Below are 21389 nucleotides of genomic sequence, written 5' to 3' on the forward strand. Positions count from 1 at the left end.
CTGTCTTACAGTGCAGTAACGTTCGCTGCTGCAGGGCCTTTCTGGCCATTTTCGATAGTAAATTCAACTTTCTGACCTTCTTCCAGTGTTTTGAAACCGCCATTCTGAATAGCAGAAAAGTGTACGAAAACGTCTTTGCTGCCGTCAGTTGGGGAGATGAAGCCGAAACCTTTCTCAGCGTTGAACCATTTTACTAAACCAGTCATTTTGTTAGACATGTCTTTTTCCTTCATAAAGTATTGGGCCGCAACGGGCATGGAGGTTTGTCAACAGGCCGTACTTATGAGGCACTTAAGAAGGAAGTCACGAAGAAGAGATATCAAAGATAACGCTTAAACTGAAAACTGCTTTATTAAAACTGCTCGCATACGCTGTCTGTTTCAAAACCGATGGTGCATTTACTCATAACCGAGGCCACAGTACAAGCCCCACATACAAAAAACAGAAAATACGCGTTAATTTATTATGATCAGGTTTAAGAAGTGAAGATCGATTCACCAACATAATGTGCGCTTTGCGCAACATCGATATCAAAAGGAGAAAAATCATGCTTAAACTGTTTCAGGCTGTAGGGCTGGGTCTGGTCGTGCTGCTCCCTCTGGCAAATCCACTGACCACAGTCGCACTTTTCCTGGGCCTTGCCGGAGATATGAACTATGCCGAGCGCAATCGTCAGTCGACCCAAGCTTCGGTCTATGTTTTTATCATCATGACAGTGGCTTTTTATGCAGGAAATGCGGTCATGAACACCTTCGGGGTTTCCATTCCCGGGCTGCGCATTGCAGGTGGACTGATTGTGGCCTTTATTGGTTTTCGCATGCTTTTTCCCGATCAGCAGGCCGGGCATTCTGTTGAGGCGAAGCATAAGCTTGACGAACTGAACGAGCACCGCACGGTGAACATTGCTTTCGTTCCGCTGGCGATGCCCGGCACGGCAGGACCTGGCACCATTGCGATGATCATCAGTGCCGCTTCCACTATCCACAACAGTAAGCAATTTCCCTCCTGGGTGATAACCGTCGCGCCGGTGCTAACCTTTCTTACAATCGGCATCATTCTGTGGCTTTCGCTGCGGAGTTCCGGTGCCATCATGCGTCTGGTTGGTAAAGGCGGGATCGAGGCAATTTCACGCCTGATGGGCTTTTTGCTGGTCTGTATGGGGGTACAGTTTATTATCAACGGCGTTTCAGAGGTTATCACCACCTGGCCCGGGCACTAAACCGCTTCCTCTCCCGTTGACAGCGCTGTGGCATGCAAGACAGGGACGGCGCGATGCAGCGCAGGCAGGTGAGAAAACAGCCCCTACGCCTGTCCAGCACAAGTGGAACACGATTGCACGCAGTTATTTAGTCCGTTGCCGTAGCCTCGGCCTTCGCGAGGGAAGCCTCGTGCGGCAGGCATACAATAAAAGTTTCTCACGGTTACTGTCATTTTCCCTTTCACCATCTAAAGCAAAAAAACCGCCTGTGCGTTTTCTAGGCAACATAGTGGTTTGCTGTTCTGGCAGACCTGACCGTCAGCATTTTCACGCCATACCCAATGGTCAGCCACTGGGCAAACACGGCCGTTATGAATAAGCTGATGCGCTGCGGTAAGCCCGCCACCAATAAGGCCATGCTCGCCCGGGTAATTGCGCCCGGTTGGAAAAAGAAATGGATGCAGCGCTATTGCAGGGCTACCGCAATTTACCGGGTCAGCTTTTGCAGGAGACGGCTCCCTGAACCCCGTATTCTGCAACATTACCATGGGATGTAAGGGTTATTCTGGTCGTGGGCAAAGCATGCGCCTATCCACAGTAAACACGAATGATGCTGTCGTGGCTGTCTGCGAGGAAATTCAGACGGTTAAGATTAAAATCCATGGTCACCGCTGAACGATAAGGGATTGCTCTGGTTGGATGAGAAAATTTCATGCGGTCGATAGCCGACAATGGCTGCCCCACGTAATGCTGATATTCTGATGCACCACAGCGGTCCATTTCAGGATCAATGTGCGCCGGGTTCTTATGATGGTCTGACCGGCAGCCAGATAGCATAAATAACAGGGCAGCCACCGTTAATCTTTTTTTCTGATTCATCGTTTCTCTCCTTACCATTCTGGCTATATGAACGACCTCGCCCGACTTAAAAATACCGTACAGATTATCGCTCTGTTCTTATCTGGCACGGGGCGTTGCATATAGCGCCTGTTGGGTTATGCAAAGTGTAAAGCAACAGCATGGCACATTGAACGGGCGATAAGGTTTTCCATATCCCCCTCACCACTGTTAAGGGTTTATAACCAATACGATTTTCTTATAAGCTTTTTACATATTGATAGCGAATAATCTACTATTTATCTGGCGGCTGGCTCATTTAAACTCGTGAAAACACTAAAAAGGTAAAAAAACGTCATGAAAATTGTCGTTCCATCAATGATTGCCGTGGCGCTCGCGGGTTCATTCTCAGCGCATGCCGTGACACCACCCGATACCCTGGTGATTGCTCAGTCGATCGATGATGCCAGTAGTTTTGATCCGGCAGAAGGTTTTGAACTGACGTCCGTTCAGGCTTTTACTAACCTTTATCAACGTCTGGTCCAGTCTGACCCGGAAAACCCGACCAACCTCAAGCCAACCCTGGCCTCATCCTGGCAGCCCGGCAGTGATAACCGCAGCCTGACGTTTACACTGCGCGACGGTGCGAAATTTGCTTCTGGTAATCTGCTCCGCCCGGAGGACGTGATTTTCTCTCTGAGTCGCGTCGTAAAACTGAATCTCGATCCGTCATTTATTCTGACCCAGCTTGGCTGGACTAAAGATAATGTTGATGCACAGATAAAGAAAGTGGATGACACCCATGTGCAGGTTAGCTGGACAGCCAACGTCAGCCCAACCTACGTACTGAGCCTGCTGGCCGCGCCGGTATCATCCATTGTCGATGAGAAAACCGCTACGGCAAACACGCAGAAAGGCGATTTTGGTAATAAGTGGCTGGCCACACACTCTGCCGGAAGTGGTCCATACCAGATCCGTAAATACATTCCCCATGAAGTGGTATTGCTTTCTGCGAATCCTGCTTCGCCAGCAGGTGCACCTAAGCTTAAAAATGTGTTGATTAAAAATGTGCCGGAACCGGCCGCCCGCCGCCTGCTGCTCGAACAGGGCGACGCGGATATTGCCCGTAACCTCGGTGCCGACCAGATTGCCGCGCTGAAAGGCAAAAAGGATGTGACGCCGCTGGCCGTGCCGATGGCCTCACTTTATTATCTCCAGTTCAATATCGATGCCAATCCCGTGCTGAAAAACCCGGCGCTGTGGGAAGCCTCTCGCTATCTTTTTGATTACCACGGTATTGCGGACGACCTGCTCAAAGGACAGTTTAAGGTTCATCAGTCATTCCTGCCGCAGGGCTTCCTCGGTGCGCTGAATGACAATCCGTTCACCTTTGATCCCGAGAAAGCTAAAGCAATCCTCAGTAAAGCCGGACTGAAGAACGTCAGCTTTAAGTTAAGCGTTAGCAATCAACCACCTTATCTTGATATTGCTCAGGCGCTCCAGGCCAGTTTTGCCAAAGGCGGAATTAAAGTTGAGTTAATTCCCGGCATCAGCAGCGAAGTGGCCACGTCGGTAAAAGCACACCATTATGAAGCAACGCTGAATTCCTGGGGCGCGGATTATTTCGATCCCAACACCAATGCCGCCGCCTTTGCCTATAACCCGGAAGACGGTAGTAAAACCCTCGCCTGGCGTTCCAACTGGCACATTCCTGAGTTAAATAAACAAACGCTGGCCGCGACGGCAGAAAGTGATAAGGCGAAGCGCATCAAACTGTACGAAGCGCTACAGCGTGAAGTGCAGCAAAACTCACCGTACGTGGTGGGCTTGCAGGCACGCAATCTGCTGGCCCTGCGCACTAATCTGAAAGGGTACATCCAGGGGATCAACCCGGATATGGTTTATTACAGCCAGGTCAGCAAGTAATGGCCGTCGTTGCTGCTGAGGCCGGGCCCGCCCGGCTGTTCTGGTTGCGCGGCTGGCAGATAGCCACCGGTTTGCTGTCGCTGGCGGTAACGCTGCTGGGCCTGCTGGCATTTACGTTTATACTGTCTCATCTGTCACCAGTCGACCCGGTGCTGCAAATTGTCGGCGATCATGCCAGTGAATCGACCTATGCCCAGACGCGTCAGGAACTGGGGCTGGACCGGCCTTTGCCGATGCAGTTCTGGTACTACCTCAGCCACCTTGCCCAGGGCGACCTCGGCATTTCCCGCCTGACCAATCAGCCGGTTGCCAGTGATTTGCTGCGCACCTTTCCGGCGACCTTTGAGCTGTCCACCTGCGCAATGTTTTTCGGCGCATCCTTTGGCATTCTGCTGGCGCTGCTGGCCGCCTGGAAACCCGGTAGCCTGGTGGATAGTCTGGCCAGGTTTATCTCCCTGTTGGGCTACTCTGTCCCGGTGTTCTGGCTGGGATTGCTCGGCCTGCTGCTGTTTTATGCGGTGCTGCACTGGTCCGCCGGCCCGGGGCGGCTTGACGATATCTGGATTTATACACTGGAACCGAAAACCGGGCTGGTGCTGGTTGATAGCTGGCTCTCCGGCGACCCGGAGATGTTTCGTAACGCCATCGCCCATTTATGGTTGCCCGTGGTGGTGCTTGGCTTACTGTCAATGGCCGCAATCACCCGCCTGCTACGCGCCGCGCTGCTGGAGGAAAGCAGTAAAGAATATGTCACGCTGGCCCGAGCCAAAGGCGCCGGTCGCGGCCGGATCCTGCTGCTGCACGTTCTGCCGAATGTTCGCGGCACACTGATTACCGTGCTGGCACTCTCTTATACCTCACTGCTCGAAGGCTCCGTGCTTACCGAAACGGTTTTTGCCTGGCCCGGTGTGGGACGCTATATGACCAACGCGTTATTTGCTGCCGATACGCCCGCTATTCTTGGTTCCACCCTGCTGATTGGCAGCTGTTTTATTAGCCTGAATGCGCTGGCAGATGCGTTAACCTGGCTCACCGATGCGAGGACCCGATGACACAACACTTTTCTGATATTGAATTTGTTACACCGCTGCGACGCCATGTGCGCGTGACATCGCTAACCATCGGCGGCACGCTGGTGGCGATCTTGGTCCTGAGCGCGCTGCTGGCACCGCTGTTAACTTCTTTCGATCCCAACGCACAGATGATGTCGGCCCGTTTGTTGCCGCCTTCGTCAGCGCACTGGCTGGGAACGGATGGTTTTGGCCGCGATCTGCTTTCCCGAGTGATCTACGGTGCACGCCCAACCCTGCTGCTGGTATCGCTGATTCTGGTGTTGACCATTCCGGTCGGTTTGCTGATCGGCATTTGCGCTGGTTACCTGGGTGGCTGGACGGAACGGCTGCTGATGCGTCTGACAGATACTTTCCTGTCACTGCGCAATCTGGTTATTGCGCTGGCGCTGGTGGCGATACTGGGGCCGGGGCTGCTGAACGGTGCGCTGGCGCTGGCCTTAACCAACTGGCCACCGTTTGCGCGTCAGGCAAGAGCCGAAACGCTGGCGCTGCGTCGCAGTGATTATCTTGCCGCCGCGCGCATGCACGGCATTAACGGCCTGCGTCTGATGTGTGGCCATATTTTACCGCTGTGTCTGCCCAGCGCCGTGGTACGTGCGGCTCTCAGCCTTGGCGGTATTATTCTGTCGGCCGCCGGGCTGGGGTTCCTTGGAATGGGGGTGCAACCCCCCACCGCCGAGTGGGGCTCCATGGTGGCTGAAGGCAGTAAAGTGATTTTCGATCAGTGGTGGGTGGCGGCGGCACCGGGTGGTGCCATTTTGTTTGCCAACCTGGCTTTTAACCTGACGGGCGATGGCCTGCGTGACCGACTTGACAGCCGAAATGCCAACTGACAATACGCCTTTAATCGCGGTGAAAAATCTGACAATTACCAGCCCGACGGGTGTTGTTCTGGTAAACAATATCAGCTTTGGGATGGGACGTGAACGGGTGGCCTTGGTGGGAGAGTCTGGTTCGGGCAAGTCCCTTACCGCCCGCAGTCTGATGGGCCTGCTTTCTCCGTCGCTACATTTGCAGGCTGACGTGCTGAATATTACCGGTGAAAACGCCTTAACGCTAAATGAACGCCGCTGGAGCAGACTTCGTGGAAGCCAGCTGGCAATGGTGATGCAGGACCCGAAATATGCCCTGAATCCGATGCGCACCATTGGCTGGCAGGTGGCAGAGCCACTCAGGCTACATGGAAACTTCAGCCGTGCGGAGATCAAAGAAAAAGTCTGCACTATGCTGGACGCGGTCGGCCTGCCCCACCCCGCTGAGTTGATGCAGCGCTATCCGCACCAGCTTTCCGGCGGTATGGGGCAAAGGGTAATGCTGGCTATTGCGCTGATTGCCGATCCGCAATGTCTTATCGCTGATGAACCGACCTCCGCGCTCGATCACGCCGTACGCGACCAGGTACTGGCGTTGATTCGCCGGCTGGTGGAACAGCGAAATATGGGACTACTGCTGATCAGTCATGATTTACAGCAGGTCTCAGAGCATTGTGAGCGGGTGATGGTGATGTATCAGGGTGAGATTTGGGATCGGCTTCCCGCCAGTGAACTGCCGCAGGCCACCCATCCTTATACCCGCACGCTGTGGTCCTGCCGTCCGGGCAAAGCCACGCATGGTCAGCCGCTACCGGTGCTGGATCGCGCCGCGCTGGAGAAAAATTGTAAACATGATTGAGTTGCAAAAGTTAAGCGTAGCGCACCGTCAGGGCTACGAGCAGCGTACCGTGGTCCATGATATTTCGCTGGACGTAGCGACCGGTGAGTGTTTCGGGCTGGTAGGCCCTTCCGGCTGTGGAAAATCGTCGTTGCTGTGGGTAATGGCCGGACTGAATCTCAACTGGCAGGGCAGCATGACCCTCGCTGGACACTCTGTGGCAGCTGGCAGACCATTTACCGGCGTGCTAAGACGCAGTGTACAAATGGTGTTCCAGGACCCCTACGCATCCCTGCACCCACGGCATCGGCTGCGGCGAACACTGGCAGAACCGCTCAAGTTGCTCAAGGTGGAAAATATTAATGAACGAATTGACAGCGGTTTTCGCCACGCTGGTCTCGATCCTGCGCTGGCGGATCGCTTCCCACATCAGCTTTCAGGCGGGCAGCGGCAACGCGTGGCAATTGTTCGCGCGCTGCTGCTGGAACCGAAAATTCTTCTGCTGGATGAACCGACCTCCGCACTGGACATGTCGGTTCAGGCGGAAATTCTCAACCTGCTGAACTGGCTGAAACAAGAAGATAACCTGACGATGGTACTGGTCAGTCATGACCCGGATGTTATCGATCATATGTGCGATCATACGGTGCGAATGGAGAGCGGGTACATTGTCGGCTGAACCCTTAAGCGCCCGGGCAAATGGAAAATGACCAGACCGAAAGCAGTCTGGTCATTCTGCAATGAATGAATCAGGAAATAGCAGAATCAGCAGATTTTTTCTGTTTATCAGCCTCAAAATGCGCTTTGAACTGCTCATAAACAGAGATCATATTAGACGCGTCTCCCTGGGACGGGCTGAGTTTATCTGCCCGAACCAGCTCGATAACCAGTTGTAGCGCGGCCTGCTTTGGGCTACTTGATGGGTGTGCAATTTCTGATGTCATAATGGCTTCCATGAAAAAGGGTAAGTACTAATTTTAACAACTTCCTTATTTCCGGGGAGAATTTTGCGTTTCTCCTTATTGCTTACGTTACCTTATTTTTTCTGCTGCTTCAGCCAGTTCTGCATCCGATCAATTTCAGGCTGCTGGGCTTTAATAATGGCCTCTGCCAGCGCCCGCATTTCAGGATCCTTACCGTATTTCAACTCCGTTTTCGCCATGTCGATTGCTCCCTGGTGATGAGCCGTCATCCCCAGGGCAAAAGCAACATCCGGGTCACGCGCTTGTAAAGCGGCCATCATATCGTGATGCATGTTGTCCATACCTGCCTGATAGCTTTTTTGTGAAGGCGTGGCGGCATTATTGTGTTCCATCACCATATCCGTTTTTTCTGCCGCCTGAGCGGTAACGCCTGTAATCAACAAAGCACATACACCCGTCAAAAACTTTTTCATCGCGACCTCATATCGTTACAAGTAAAGGGGCATCCTGCGCCTTCCTGCAGGGTAAAGGTCAAGAAATCCTTACGTCTGGTGCGTGAGCCGCGTGAGAACAATACCCGCAAAGGGAGCTGGAGTCGGAAGCTTTATACCCGTTCAGCCCGGTCAGATACTATTAGTACAAACTGGCGATCTCAAAAAACCGGCTGAAGGAGGCAATCGGTTGATAATAAATAATTATCAACTCAATTCTTATATAAGAACGGGCTGATCTTATCCTGCCGTGGTTATTGATCGGGAAAGGATTTCTATATTGCTAATGGTCATGTTGTTAACCTGCCGGCACACGCGCTGAAGGGTAAGCGGCTGGAACTGTTCGATGCGGAAGGTTGACCTGATGGAGGCGGAGAACGAATCTGAGCAGATAAGGGCAGAGGCGTATCGTCTGCATAAATGGGTTGCCAGCCTTAAAAATCGGGTGCATTGATGGCATTAAATATGCGATTATTTTTCTCGGTTAGAATGGATACGCACTATTTGAACCATAATGTTATTGGATTAACTAAAAAAGGACATGTTAAATATTGGAGCCCAAAAAAGGGTCGTGACGCAGACTTGCTGATCACGTATGCTTTGCGCTTTGGATGTAACATATGGCTAAAGTTGATGTCGTCTGCCCTCAGTGCAATGAAACTCATGCTGTACGATGTAACGGACATTCAGCACCCGGTGCCCAACGTTACATCTGCAAGCATTGTTCAAAGACCTTTCAGCTCAATTTTAGCTACTCCGGTGCCAAACCAGACACACACCAGACCATTGTTAATATGGCCATGAATGGTTCCGGATGTCGCGATACCGCACGGGTTCTCGGTATCAGCCTCAATACGGTTCTGCGGCACTTAAAAAAAATTCGCCAAAGCAGGTAGCTGAGAATATCGACCCCGAAACGGAGGTTGTTATCTGCTGTGAAGCCGGTGAACAATGGTCTTACGTGCGGTGTAAAAGCAATCCCCGGTGGTTGTTCTATGCTTATGACCGTATCCGCAAACGTGCTCTGGCCCACGTCTTCGGCCCGAGAAATGCCCCGACCCTGCGACGATTGCCGGCCCTGTTAAGCAAATTTAACATTGCCTTTTATATGACGGATGCCTGGCCGGTTTATAAAGTTCTGTTAAGTGCAACAGGCCACGTGGTGAGCAAGAAATATACCCAACGGACAGAACGACATAATCTTAATCTTCGCACACATATCAAACGACTGACCCGCAGAACAATTTGCTTTTCGAAGTCAGAGGAAATGCACGATAAGATCATCGGTTGGTATCTTACTCTTCATCATTATCAATAAATCTGCGTCACGACTCTATTTCTGCTCTCTTTTTCAGTGCAGGCCGAAGAAGAATAAAATACTATTACAACAAGCGATCAAGTTTATCTTTTCTCCTTTCAAAAAGAATAAGAAACTTCAAATAAATTAAATAATAAATACGAATTATACATTAATGAAATAAAAAAGCCATTCATCGGATAAGACATTAGGAGATATTATTTCAGAAAAAGCTCACTTAGCTCAGGCTAAATGGATATCGTACATGAATGTCTCTTGTGATATTTACGCCTTTCAGATAGAAGAAAAAAGCAGGTCACACAAATTAACAAGGTCGCAAGGCGCAAAAAGCATTTATATAATGAGATATTGCCCAATAGGGTCGGTAAGATGAAAGTTGAGAACCTGTTAATAATTTTTTGTAGCCGCAGGTAATTGCTCAGGGGTAACCGAATTCGATAATAAAGTGGCTTACCGCCAGCTGCCAATTTTAGTGCGACATACTCCATTTTTTGATGCATCTCTGACAGCAAGATAAACAGCCTTGCACACCGGGTCGGTCCGTCGGAAACACCTTGCGTTTCTTCATCGTCGGACGGAGCACACTGTTCAGCGACTCAATGACATTGGTAGTGAAGATGGCCTGGCGGATACCGGGTGGATAACCGAACAATTTATTAAGATTTTCCCAATGCACACGTCAGCTTTGCTGATTGGCGGATATTTATCGTCCTAGGCATCCTCGAGCGTATCCAGAGCTATCAACGCCGCTTACTCGGTGTAAAACCGATACACTGCTTTCAGTCCGCTGTTAAGGGTCTTCCATAAAATGGATTTTATTAAGTTATTGATATTTAACGATTTTATATGGATGTTGTCATTAATAATCTTCTGACGATCCTGATTTCGCAGCGAACTTGCAAACCCCATCACGCCACTGGCGATACCAGCAATATCAGAAGATTTTCTGGCTGCAGACAGGGATTAATACGCGATTACCAGGCAGTCGCAACGAACGAAATCAGCAACTCTGTTCAGACGACTACTCCAGCTTTTCACGAAGAAATCTGTCGCGACGCACTACAGAATTATCTGGTAATTAACGCTGCTGCATAACACAAATCAGCCTGAAAAAATTACATTATGCTGTTTATATGAATATTTAGGCACTAAGCATAATTTTTAAATTTATATAAAAATCATGTATATATTAAAATCAGATTTAATAAATGTGTTTTTTTCTGTCGGCAGCATCGCTCTTTTTTTGTCCATCCACATAACGTGGTTGATTACCAGCTTATTCTGATATTGTATGCGGGGACTTGCAGCAAACCTTGACCTGACGCTACCGTTGGATTCAAGGCTGGCAGTGCTAATGCAGAAGGAACGCCAGATAAATCGTTTACAAACTTCCGGTTAGGTCAATAATGAAAGGACTGAGCAAATTTATTACGCTGGTCACTGCATGCCTCATTTCTCAGGTGCAGGCGGAAAAAATCGTCGTGTCACTTTCTCAGGAACAGAAAGGGGGCAGTGCCGGACGCGCCTGCATTTATGTTCATGAGGGCAAAGCGGAGTATGTAATGGTTGGTCCCGAAGGACATTGCCCCTCAAGTGTCACCCTTGACACCAGCATGCCTGAGACATGCTGCTTTTTTCCCGTCAATGATGCGGTGCAGCAGAGGAAGTATGTTACCTTTAGCCTATTGACGACTTTCTGACAGGCCGCTGCAAAGCATGACAGTAACAAGGACTCCGGTATTTAGAAACATTAATCTTAAGCTACTCACGCTGGTGGCTACATTTCTGGTCATTCTTTTGCACACTGCGGCCGGTCCATTCAGCTATTTTCACCTGGCCTGGTCTGTGTCAGTAATGTATGAAGTATTGGGGCGTATCGCCTTCCCACTTTTTTTACTTATTGCAGGCTATTATTCCCTTAATAAGAATGAATCATTACTCCGCACGCTCAAAAAGCGTGTGATGAATATGGTGATTCCTCTTATAGTCTGGTCGGCTATCTATCTGGTTTATAATCAGCATATCAACGCCAGTAAAGTAAAAATAAGTTTTCTTGATCTTCTCAATACTCCGGCCTATCCGCATCTGTGGTTTATCTATACGCTGATCCTGTTGTATCTGGTGACGCCGCTATTAAACACCTTTATACAAAATGGCAGCCGCCAGCGTATTAATTATACGCTGGCCATCTGGTTTATTTTTACTTCGGTTTACATGCTCTTCGATAATATGAAAGCTAACTTGCTTGAAGGGCTGCCGATTCCTCCACCCAGTAATATCGACAAAGTCGTTTATTTGTCCGGTTTTTACATTATCGGCGGCGTGGTCAGACGTTTTAATATTCATTCCAGGACAGCGATCAGCACCGTTATTTTTATCATTTCGTCGGTATTGACCGCGGTGATGACCTATTCACTTTCAATCAGTACTGTTTCTCCCAACGGAGTTTTCCTGTTTTATTCGGCACCGACGCTGGTGGTGGTATCACTGGCCTGTTTCTTTATGCTGCTCAATGCAGAGTTTCACTGGAACAAATGGACATGTAATCTGGTCAGGTCTTTATCACGACTCAGTTTAGGGATCTTCTTCATGCACGTTATCGTACTGAAGACAATTTTATCCCTGTTCAAAATTAATTTCGAAGGTTATTACTCGGCGCTGACTATCCCGCTGGTTGCCTTGCTGTGCTTTATCATTTCTGCTGCGTTGGTGTGGCTGCTACGCTTGATTCCCTGGCTGCGTAAAATAGTCTGATGAGATGATATGAGAATGGCCACCTGATTAAGTGGCCGTCCTTCCGGCAACGGGCCAGATAGCCAGGTTGATCCGCTATGTTGCTAAAGCAAACCTGTGTGGCTGATTAATTGCCTTGCGGGCAATCCAATATAGCAAAATACGCTCTTCATCATTGTCCTGATCGGCCATTGCTAACAGCTTCAATGCCAGCGTAGCTTTATTAACAGGCTGCCCCATGATGCTCAGGTCAACCACCGCTTTGCCAATAATGTTACAAACTTCATCCTCATTTGAGACGGGGAAATCAGTTTCAGCGATCATTATCTCCTCCTGCGTTGTACAAAAAGTAAGCCTGGCAGATATGTCGGAGATTGCCATCCCAGCTTTTCAGGCTGACCCGGCGTCGCGTGAGGACAAACCATCAAGGGAATGACAGCAGTAAACCCATGCAGGAGGAAGATTGCACATGACGCGAGTCCGGTTCCAGGCAAAGTAGCGGGAGAGTAGCGGCTCAGAGAGTGACGTGTACTGAAACTGGACAAAAACGCCCTGTGGACTCAACAATGCGGCAGCGCGTGCAAGAATGCCATGCCGGACAGAATGAGGCAGCAATAACAGTGGCAGGCCGGAAAAAATCGCATCGTATTCAGCATTAAGCGTCTCTGCAGAGCGTTCTGCCACCTCAAGGCGTGCATCATCGATTTCGGCAAGCCTGGGATGAAAACGAGGGTTTGTTTCAAAAGCCAGCAATGAGGCATCCGGGCGCATGCGGGCGAGCAGATGGCGGGTCAGTACCCCATCACCAGCACCCAGTTCGGCTATGCGCTGACAGTGATTCCAGTCAACAACGTCTGACATGGTTCGACACAGCGACATTGAGGACGGCGCAATCGTGCCAGTTTTACGTGGTTCAGAGATGAATTCTTGTAAATAACCAGTTTTGTCTTTTATCCAGGAAAACGCCGTCAACAACATAAAGTTACCTCAGTCGGGAAAATATCTGTTAAGTAGGCCACAGTAAGCCTAATGAGTTCTTAAAATCAGGTAGTCAGAATAAAAACTAGGATTATTCTCATCATTTTTTCGTGACCCCAGTCGCATTACTTACATCTGTTTACAGGTAAAAATACCATCACATATTAAGTTCCATTCTGAAAAAATAAAACTGACCAAAGACCCTTTAAATAGCGCAAGAGATTATTCTTAAAATTACATTAATATTAGATTTATATATGGTACTTATTCCTGTCCAGACAACTCTTTTTGTTTACGCCATTTAATATAAACACGAATCAGATGATACTGTAATTAATACTGGGAACCGTGACAACTCATTGTCATATCATTTTGTTTTTTATTAACGAAAAACAACACCCCCGCTAAAAAATAACTGGCTCTGTTTATATGATTATCCAATCAGAGACAGACATTATCGGGATATTTCTGCCGTTTAAAAAAAATAAATTTAAGATTATTCTTCAGATCGTGTTTCGAAATACCTAATGAGGGATGAATAAAATGAAAAGAATATGCGCACTTTTTTTGCTGATGATGACCGCTGCCAGTAACGCTGTTTATGCTGCGCCCGCCACAGGTGAAGCTGCAGGAAGTGCAGCAACAACCTTTGCTGATGGTAACTCAAATGCAATGGGCATCGGGGCGGTCCTCGGTATCGCTCTGGCAACCATGGGCAGCAGAAGCGATAGCAGTGAAGGTTCGACCACAGCAACCACTTCTACCACAACCAGCCCCCTGCATTGGTTACACAATAAACCCGTTCTGACCTCACAGGCACCCAAGAGGATAAACTCTCCCGGACACCCATGAATCTTATGCGCGAATGATTTTGTTTGATCGTCGCGTTTAACGGCGGTGATGCTCATCACCTATACTTACCTGAAGCTGGTCTGGTACATCAACGGAGTGAACTATGTTGATTGGCTTCGTTTTACTGGTCAGCGCATGCGGCCACGATGCCTGTGATGCCTTGCCCATATCCGAACACATTTTTCCCACACGGGCCGCCTGCTTGCGCATTGCAGGCCATATCCATGTCAGGCGTCCGCATGCGGTGTTGCTGTGTGGAGAAGTCTGGCGCAATGGAGGCGACGAGGAAACCCGGCTTAACTGATTGCCGCTGAAGGCTAATGGTGTTAAACACGCGCTACCTTCTACAAGTGGGGTGTCCTGCCTCATGAACCTGTTCTGAATAATTTGGACTTAAATAAAAACCTGGGTTTTATCCCGCCTCAATCAGATGAATAACCGCAAGCCGATAGCAGCAAGCGCAGGCTGTGTACGTGTGTTCAACGGCATTGCAGACCCGCCAGGCAATAGCCTGAAGCCGGGCGACCAAACCTGCACGCAGAGGTTGGCTGCACGGCCTGAGCAGGCGTGGCACCCCTCAATAATTGGCTGCGCGACAGGCATTGCCTTATGCCAGACAAGATGGTTTTAGCCTGCCACTGACGTATTCTGGTGCAAATTAAGACTTTGGTACCGCAACAATATATAAAATCTAATGCATTTATTTTATTCATTATTTAATAAATAACCCTTCATTCTAATTATTAAGATTTACGTTTTTTATCTTATCGTAGCAAGTCTCTTAAAAAAGCCTTTCATTTTGGTGAGTTGTACACCAACGCCGATCACGGGAGAATCATGCAAGCGGAATTTCTGCCGGGAATAGATGGTGGTGGTACCCACTGCCGTGCACGGCCTACAAGCACGGGTGGCAGCGTATTGACCGAATGTACACAGGGTCCAGCCAATGTCTTCTCAGACTTCCATACTGCGCTATTAACACTTCGTTCACTGTTTGAACAAACTGTTAATGTCGCTGGCCTGACGCCCGCTATCTGGCGTAAAACCTCCGCGGTACTGGGGCTCGCTGGTGCGAACGTGCTTTCCGTCAGCGCCCGTCTGCACTATGTCTCTTTTCCCTTCTCGCAGGTTACCCTGCTTTCCGACGTGGAAATTGCCTGTATTGGTGCGCACGGCGGCGAACCGGGTGCCGTGCTGATCGTGGGGACAGGTAGCCAGGGCGTGATCTGGAGTGGCGAATGCTTCAGGCATGATTGGCGGCTGGGACATGGCGCTCTCTGATCAGGGTTCCGGTGCGCTCCTGGGTCAGCGTCTGTTACGCAAATCCCTGCAGGCGCATTGCAACTGACGCGGTATTTATGATGGTACCGTGCTATGGACAGCAATATCCCCGCCGGACGTTTCCGATGATTTTTGCCAGAGACTGCTAAATAAGCGTTCCTGATTGTGCTTCACTTTGTATCTGGCCTTGCCCCACAGGGCGTTCCTCATGACTGGCATGGAATGCAGGCGTAACAGGGCATTAAATTCACCTGAACAAATCGGTTTATTTATAACCAGTCTGTTCAGGTGTGACGGTATCCGGAACAGTTATTTAGTGGTTTATGAGCGCTTAACCCGTGACTGCGCGTATTCTGCTGTTTATTGTTGAAAATTCCCCTGCCCGCCAATCCGAATTAGCGCTCCACTTCATAAGCCCCAAATCCGCAGCATTATTCAGGTAAAAGGGTTGCTATGCGTTATCATCAGACCTGCGAAACGTTATCGGGCCTCAATCGTGATTCCGCAACACCTCCCTTCCCGATGAGTAACAACTTGTTAATAGACGTTATCTCTTTTTTGTTGCTGTCACGCCATCGCGGCCTGCGCTACCTCCTTTATTGTCTTTTAATCCCACCTTTAAACGACCTGCCCGGGTTCGCCTTACCTTAGAATGGATAAAAACGGACGTTATTATCATTCAGTGATTAATAAAAAATAGTTCGTTTTAGCGTATTATCTGGTACTAAAAAAAGGAATTTTCTGAAAAAAATGTCCTGTCTGGCGTAATTTCTGTTTTCGTTTAGATTTAAAGAAGCCATTGCAAAAAATGGGAAATTATTCCAGTGGAACTAAACAATCATCAGAAAAACGGAGAGACGAATCCGTCATGAATAAAGAACATTTTTATGAGCGGCTGTCGCACTGGAAGCATCTGCGCTTCAACGACGTCGTTTTACGCGAACGCACTGTTACACCAGTATGGAATAGCAAATATGAAATCTATATTCTGGACAACACGCGCCTGTCCGCGCAGTTATATATTCGCACCACCTATCCTGAAGAAAACACAGCACAGGTTATGGAGCAATATTTGAGATGGCTACATGAATTTAATGCTACCTCTTCGCAACAGATGCCGGGATCGGTTTCCCCGTCTACAGAGCTGAAGTGCGAAATTTTACCAGAAAATTGTCATCGTTCATCTGCCGTACCCCTCCGTCATCTCTCTTCCAGAACCGAATCGATCCGTCCTCTCCTGCGATAATTCAATGGCTGTCGGTACCGTTCCGGCAGCCTGTGTGATAGCCCTCCCCTCTGCCTGTTTTTTGCGCCACTAAAGATTTATTTCTAACTTTCCCTACCAAAAAGGCCAGTGTGGATTGGGTTTAATTAAATGTGATGTTTGTCACGTAATACCCAACAACAGTACTATCAAGGAGTAACTTGTGACTGAAACATCGCATAGTGGACAATCCGGCAATGCGGCAGGGGCATCATTGCAGCCAACCGAGCCGCTGGTGAAAGTCATCATCCTTATAGCCACACTGGGAGGATTGCTTTTTGGCTATGACACGGGCGTTATCGCCGGGGCCCTGCTTTTTATGAAGCATGATTTGCATCTTACTTCCCTGACCGCCAGCATGGTGACGAACTTCTTAATCCTTGATTCAGCTATTGGTGCCGTGTTTGCCGATCGCTTTGGCCTTAACATCCTCCCGGCCGGTGAAGATACCATTCATGGTTAGGAGATTGAATCGCATCCAGTGATGCCGGGGATCTAAGTGGGGTTTTGTCTAACAATGCCATCGTCGTCGGATTTTTAACCTGGGGTTCTACGCCGGAACCGCCGAAATTTCCGTTACCCCTGTTTCAGCCCGGCAACCAGTGCATCCATGCACCAACGCCCAATAGAGCCGTTCAAACTGCCTGCGTTAGTCAGGACGAATGCCGGACAGCCATCCTTCTTAAGTCAGTTCGCTGTTCCATCGCTCCCCGAACCCCGCTCATGCCTGCACGAGACTCTGCGGCGTCTTTGTTATTGCCTGGTTTGGATTTGAAAGCCGGCGCTGTCATTGCCAGGGCCGGGACGTTCTCCTCCTCCCAGTCGTCGATCTCATCGCACTCTGGCGGCGAAGGCACGAGTCTGAAGGCGTCTCGAGCGGGCGCCTGCACTTCTTGCTGCTCAGCCAGTGAAGCCCCCTGAAGCTGCAGCGCGTGGTTGCGCTTGTAAAGATTGTGGAACTGCTCCTTGAGTTTGAAGGTGTCGGGCGTGTGAAACTGGATCTCCCAGAGCGCGCCTTCGGGACTGCGCAACGTGACGTTGACCGCTTTGAAGGCCGGTCGGTGCTTGGCAAACAGGTTGTTCAGCTTGACGCGCCCATGGCCCTGATCGTCCAGCGAGGCCAGCACACCGCGCAAGCCAGCGGTGAAATCCGGCGGTTCCAGTACCACGCTGTACCGCAGCGCATCGTTCACGCCGGCCACGGCATCTTCCAGCATCTTGTTTTTCAAAGCCATCTGCTGCTTTAACTTTTCCTTCAACGAGCTGACCGACTTCAGTTGATGGTCCATGCCCACCAGTTGCCCGGCATGAGACTCGGCGACACGCTTCAGCATGTGAGTGACCTCAGGTTCCATCTCGCGAGCACGCGTCAGTAAGGCCTGCGCCTCAAGCGCAATGTCCTCAGGCTGCACGGTGCGCAGGCGCTCTGCGGGCGGCGGCGGTGGGGCGAGCAGGCCAGCTTGCTGCAGCGAGTGTAGCGCGTCTTGCATGACGCCCGCTGCCATCGTCGGAATGTTCTGCAGGTGCACCCTGGTCCGCTCGGCGTCGAAGCGACCATCATGCATGTCACGAGCAGTCACCTTGCCATACGGTACGCTGCGAACTCGATCAGCGAACCCTCGCTCGGATCGTTCGCACGACTCCACTATCTTGGCGAACAGCGCCGTGCCGGTATCGGACTTCAGCGCATCGGTGCCTACCTTTATCGCGATAGTGAAGAGGTTGCGCATGCTCAGTTCCGGTTCGCCGTGGATGAGCCCCGGTTGCCCGTCCGGGAACTGCGTGTGCGAGAGCCTGCACACCGGGTAGTTGTCGATGATGGCGTGAATCCGTGCCTCAGTATCAGGTGCCGCAAGGTACGCCTGGGCGAGGCTCGGGAAGGCCTCGCCCAGCGCATCCGGCAGCAGCGGCGCGTCGGCACGCAAGGATGTCCCCTGCTCCAGTCGAAGCAGTTGCTCATGCAGAAGTTTGGCGGCTTCACGTGCTTCGGGCTGGTGGGCGAGCCCGATGGCGTTGTGTGCCTGATTGCGCAGTTCCTTCAACACCCGGGGATCTCTGGCTTTGCCGTCAAGTGCCACACGTAGACCGTTACGCAGGTCACGCTCAATGCCGTCATAAGTGCCGAACATCATATTGCGCGCCATTGCCTCACGCAGGTGGTCAGGCTGCGCCATGAAGCGCGCCGCCAGGGTGCTGGCCGCCCCCATGATCCGGCCGCCACGCTGCAGCGCCATGATTTCGGACAGCCGCCCCGCCTGGTAGTGGCCACTGTCAGGATCAATGGCCGGCGTGGCCGTCTTCGGCGGCTTGAAGGAACGTGGCTGGCCGCGGCGTAACTCGCGATCGGCCATCTCGCGCGAAATCAGCGCGGCAAGCCTGGGGTAGCCTGCGTACACGAACGCGTCGTCGCCGTCGGTGTCCATGTTGCGCTTGCGCAGTTCCGGGATAGGCAGTGCGCCCATGCGTCCGGGCTCCACTATGTCCTTAAGCCTCAGGCTGCCGGTGCTGAGCATCTCCTGCGGTACGGCACCGCGGTCGCGACCAGTCGTCCAGCGCGACAGGGTCTTGAGGTCCTCCTTCGAGCAGGCCAGGTCCATGTCCTCGAAATCGGCCGGCCAGTTCTTTGATGGCACCACGATGAGCATCCCCTTGCTGTGCAGCATCTCGGCATCGCTGCCCGATCCGTCGTTGAAGCCAGTGTAGCTGTACTGGATACCAAAGGACTGCGAAAGGAATTCGGCGGTGGCGTCACCCTGCGCCACTGTCGAGACGCGTTCTTCCGGCACGGGCAGGAGGTTCTCCTTGTCGTAAGGCGGCTTGCCGATCAGCAAGGCACCGCCTGCGGCGTCGAAGGCCTGGCTGCGCTGGCTCGGTAGGTGCACCTTGTCGTCGGCAGCAGGCACCGCCCTGACTCTTTGGCCCTGGTAGCCACCGCCGGTGGCCAGTTCGTACAATGTGAGTTGACTCAACCCCGACGGCAGCGCCTGCAGCCGCCGCTGCATCGCATCGTGCGCCTCCTGCAGTGTGGCCTCGTCACGTGGGAAGTGCTGCAGCGCCTGAGGGGCCATCCGCGTCGGTCCCTTATCCCTGGCAATAAGGTCACGCTGCTCCTGGCTGGCCTCACCGGCCTGCACTGCCTGCCAGGCAGTGAAGTACTCACGGAAGGCAGGTATGCGTAGTGCCACCTCCAGCTTCAGGAAGCCGCAGCCATCGTTGGGGCACAGCGCCAATGCATGCCCGTCCGGTGCTGTTGGCTTGAACGGGTGCGCCGTGCCGCTGACGTCTTCAAAAAATCCCAGACGCAGTGTGCCCTCAATGACGTGATCGGCCGACACCATCTCCAGTAGCGAGCGCTGCATCCGCGACCAGTCTTCGCGTTGCGGGGCAAGCCTGGCGATGAGCTGCATCAGGGGACTGCCCGGTGAGGTGTCGCTATAGCGGATTGCCGGCAGCAGCGACGGCGCTCCGGATGTGCCGCCGGACAGCAGCTGGGCGGGGCTCATCCTGCCTCGCGTGGCGCGGCTGCCGCCGAACATGTCAAAGCGCCAGGGTTCGTCTTTGTAGGTGAGCGTACGCGCGAGCATGAACGTCGAAATCGCCCCAGGCAGCTGGACCTCTACCAACGGCAAGCCCGTCAGCCTTGTAAACAGCGAGTAAGGCTTGTTCGTCTCGGTCGCATTGCTCGAAACTTCCCTGCCATGCAGATCGACCACGATGTAGGTCGTGCTGCCGTTGCCGGGTGGCGGCGCGACGAGCTCGCCGGGGGCCGACCGCATGCTCAGGAGCCCGGCGCCAAGGTCGAACTGGCTCGGTGGATGGGCCTGCGTAATCTTCGGCGCTTTCCTTCGCCATGCGCAGGTCCAGGGCGTCAAATACAAGGTCACCGGCCTCGATCTGCGCGATCAGGTTCCAGCTCATCTCGCCGAGGTCCCCCTCGATGGCCGCGCGTGTCCGCTCCAGCGTACTATCAACCCATTTCCCCAACTCTTCGCGACGTTGGCGAATTTCCTGGCGCGAGCCTTCGACGTGGCGCGGCTTACATTGCCGGCTCACCATTGTGTAAGCCTTGAGCACCTGGAAGAAGGTCAGCGCCGGGCATCGTGTGGTGTACTGTTCGGGGTCGGTCGAAGACTGCGGGACACCGCCGCTCAGGTACAAGTCGATCTTGCGCCCGACGATGGGCTGCAACGTATTGAACACGCGCAATGCATGGCGCCGATGGCGAGAGGTCAACTCCGGGCTGCGGATCAATGGCAACAATCCCATGCACAGGCTGCCGAGACTCTCAAGGTTGGTTTCACGTAATCCGTCGTTCTGCGCGAGCACCGCAACCCGCTCCAACGCCTGCCGTGCCAGCGGACGCATCTGACGATGAAGTTGTGCCGATGAAAGGGCCTTGAAGAGCATCCCAATATCTTGCGCGCTGGCGGACTCAAAACGCGGGTGCAGCTCCAGGTGCCCGGCCATTGCCTGCAGTTTGGCGCGGCCCAAAGTCTGGAACTGTTCCTCATCCAGGTGCAGCAGGCGGGATATCGCGTTGGCCACCATGGGGATCTCCCGCGCCCCGAACTGCTGCCATGGCAACGCTGCCGAGCCGACGCGTTCGGCGAGCAGCAACGCTGCCGACTGACACGCCGACCTTCCGAGACATTTGCTCAGCGCATTGAGCGACACAGCCACGTGTCGCTTATCCATGGCTTGTCGCAGATCGTGGTCCTCCGCCAGCCGCGAGGCCAGCGCGCTGGCGGCGTCCGCGCAGTTCGGCGTGTCGGGCCATTTGCTCAGGGCGTTGAGCGCGTTGGCCACGCCTTGCGGGTTGAGAGTGTCGCACAGCCCGGGATCACTGGCCAGCCGCGAGGCCAGCG

The 21389-nt window shown here is 52.0% G+C and carries 20 protein-coding genes and 2 pseudogenes; 14 read left to right on the forward strand and 8 right to left on the reverse strand.

Going from position 1 to position 21389, the window contains the following annotated elements; translation table 11 throughout:
- Positions 1–5 precede the first annotated feature (5 nt).
- Entirely contained in the window at positions 6–218 is a 213-nt protein-coding gene (gene cspE / locus LU633_RS22875) for a transcription antiterminator/RNA stability regulator CspE (RefSeq protein WP_012442280.1), read from the reverse strand.
- Positions 219–547: 329 nt separating this feature from the next.
- On the opposite strand from cspE, the gene LU633_RS22880 reads away from it, so the two are divergent.
- On the forward strand, positions 548–1219 hold the full coding sequence (locus LU633_RS22880; protein WP_016192816.1) for a MarC family NAAT transporter: 672 nt from the start codon (positions 548–550) through the stop codon (positions 1217–1219).
- 567 nt (positions 1220–1786) lie between these two features.
- On the opposite strand, the gene LU633_RS22885 is transcribed toward LU633_RS22880, so the two are convergent.
- On the reverse strand, positions 1787–2077 hold the full coding sequence (locus LU633_RS22885; protein WP_016192817.1) for an I78 family peptidase inhibitor: 291 nt from the start codon (positions 2075–2077) through the stop codon (positions 1787–1789).
- 315 nt (positions 2078–2392) lie between these two features.
- Between LU633_RS22885 and LU633_RS22890 the strand changes: the two genes are divergently transcribed.
- Genes LU633_RS22890 through LU633_RS22910 form a run of 5 tightly spaced genes read left to right on the forward strand, consistent with a single transcriptional unit; the run spans position 2393 to position 7363 of the window.
- Entirely contained in the window at positions 2393–3961 is a 1569-nt protein-coding gene (locus LU633_RS22890; RefSeq protein WP_016192818.1) for an ABC transporter substrate-binding protein, read from the forward strand.
- A complete protein-coding gene (locus tag LU633_RS22895; RefSeq protein ID WP_016192819.1) occupies positions 3961–5013 on the forward strand; it encodes an ABC transporter permease in 1053 nt (350 codons plus the stop codon). The genes LU633_RS22890 and LU633_RS22895 overlap by 1 nt, the downstream gene beginning before the upstream one ends.
- The gene (locus LU633_RS22900; protein ID WP_016192820.1) at positions 5010–5867 is read left to right on the forward strand and encodes an ABC transporter permease; all 858 of its coding nucleotides are present in this window, start codon (positions 5010–5012) and stop codon (positions 5865–5867) included. The genes LU633_RS22895 and LU633_RS22900 overlap by 4 nt, the downstream gene beginning before the upstream one ends.
- Positions 5827–6705 (forward strand): ABC transporter ATP-binding protein, encoded by an 879-nt coding sequence (locus tag LU633_RS22905; RefSeq protein ID WP_046372092.1) that lies wholly within the window; start codon positions 5827–5829, stop codon positions 6703–6705. The genes LU633_RS22900 and LU633_RS22905 overlap by 41 nt, the downstream gene beginning before the upstream one ends.
- Positions 6698–7363: an ABC transporter ATP-binding protein gene (locus LU633_RS22910; RefSeq protein WP_016192822.1), complete on the forward strand. Its 666-nt coding sequence runs from the start codon at positions 6698–6700 to the stop codon at positions 7361–7363. The genes LU633_RS22905 and LU633_RS22910 overlap by 8 nt, the downstream gene beginning before the upstream one ends.
- Before the next feature lie 70 nt (positions 7364–7433).
- On the opposite strand, the gene LU633_RS22915 is transcribed toward LU633_RS22910, so the two are convergent.
- Positions 7434–7628, reverse strand: a complete 195-nt coding sequence (locus tag LU633_RS22915; RefSeq protein WP_016192823.1) for a hypothetical protein — start codon at positions 7626–7628, stop codon at positions 7434–7436.
- 92 nt (positions 7629–7720) lie between these two features.
- Positions 7721–8080, reverse strand: a complete 360-nt coding sequence (gene copM / locus LU633_RS22920; protein WP_016192824.1) for a CopM family metallochaperone — start codon at positions 8078–8080, stop codon at positions 7721–7723.
- Positions 8081–8718: 638 nt separating this feature from the next.
- On the opposite strand from copM, the gene LU633_RS22925 reads away from it, so the two are divergent.
- Positions 8719–9416, forward strand: a protein-coding gene (locus tag LU633_RS22925) for an IS1 family transposase (RefSeq protein WP_233485074.1) whose coding sequence is annotated in 2 segments (ribosomal slippage) — positions 8719–8980 and positions 8980–9416 — 699 coding nt in all. Because the reading frame shifts where the segments join, the coding sequence is not laid out codon by codon here.
- Between the two features lie 472 nt (positions 9417–9888).
- Here LU633_RS22925 and LU633_RS22930 read toward each other — a convergent pair.
- Positions 9889–10211, reverse strand: a pseudogene (locus LU633_RS22930) (transposase); the annotation flags it as partial.
- Positions 10212–10822: 611 nt separating this feature from the next.
- On the opposite strand from LU633_RS22930, the gene LU633_RS22935 reads away from it, so the two are divergent.
- Both LU633_RS22935 and LU633_RS22940 read left to right on the forward strand, forming a co-directional pair.
- On the forward strand, positions 10823–11116 hold the full coding sequence (locus LU633_RS22935; protein ID WP_016192826.1) for a hypothetical protein: 294 nt from the start codon (positions 10823–10825) through the stop codon (positions 11114–11116).
- 16 nt (positions 11117–11132) lie between these two features.
- Positions 11133–12170 (forward strand): acyltransferase, encoded by a 1038-nt coding sequence (locus LU633_RS22940; RefSeq protein WP_040465868.1) that lies wholly within the window; start codon positions 11133–11135, stop codon positions 12168–12170.
- Positions 12171–12245: 75 nt separating this feature from the next.
- Here LU633_RS22940 and LU633_RS22945 read toward each other — a convergent pair whose 3' ends face one another.
- Positions 12246–12473, reverse strand: a complete 228-nt coding sequence (locus LU633_RS22945; RefSeq protein WP_016192828.1) for a hypothetical protein — start codon at positions 12471–12473, stop codon at positions 12246–12248.
- Between the two features lie 66 nt (positions 12474–12539).
- A complete protein-coding gene (locus LU633_RS22950) occupies positions 12540–13127 on the reverse strand; it encodes a class I SAM-dependent methyltransferase (protein WP_016192829.1) in 588 nt (195 codons plus the stop codon).
- 543 nt (positions 13128–13670) lie between these two features.
- Here LU633_RS22950 and yjbE point away from each other — a divergent pair.
- From yjbE to LU633_RS22975, 5 genes and pseudogenes are all read left to right on the forward strand, one after another.
- Complete coding sequence (yjbE, locus tag LU633_RS26345) at positions 13671–13979, forward strand: exopolysaccharide production protein YjbE (RefSeq protein WP_082103782.1); 309 nt, start codon at positions 13671–13673, stop codon at positions 13977–13979.
- A 103-nt stretch (positions 13980–14082) separates the two neighbouring features.
- On the forward strand, positions 14083–14283 hold the full coding sequence (locus LU633_RS22960) for a hypothetical protein (protein ID WP_016192831.1): 201 nt from the start codon (positions 14083–14085) through the stop codon (positions 14281–14283).
- Between the two features lie 533 nt (positions 14284–14816).
- Entirely contained in the window at positions 14817–15260 is a 444-nt protein-coding gene (locus LU633_RS22965; RefSeq protein ID WP_016192832.1) for a BadF/BadG/BcrA/BcrD ATPase family protein, read from the forward strand.
- Between the two features lie 868 nt (positions 15261–16128).
- On the forward strand, positions 16129–16506 hold the full coding sequence (locus tag LU633_RS22970) for a hypothetical protein (protein WP_016192833.1): 378 nt from the start codon (positions 16129–16131) through the stop codon (positions 16504–16506).
- Positions 16507–16687: 181 nt separating this feature from the next.
- Positions 16688–16933 (forward strand): annotated as a pseudogene (locus LU633_RS22975) (sugar porter family MFS transporter); the annotation flags it as partial.
- Positions 16934–17177: 244 nt separating this feature from the next.
- Here the strand turns inward: LU633_RS22975 and LU633_RS22980 are convergent.
- Positions 17178–20300, reverse strand: coding sequence for a hypothetical protein (locus LU633_RS22980; protein WP_200896935.1), 3123 nt, complete (start codon positions 20298–20300; stop codon positions 17178–17180).
- Positions 20301–21389: the final 1089 nt, after the last annotated feature.

The organism is Erwinia tracheiphila, assembly GCF_021365465.1.
GTDB lineage: Bacteria > Pseudomonadota > Gammaproteobacteria > Enterobacterales > Enterobacteriaceae > Erwinia > Erwinia tracheiphila.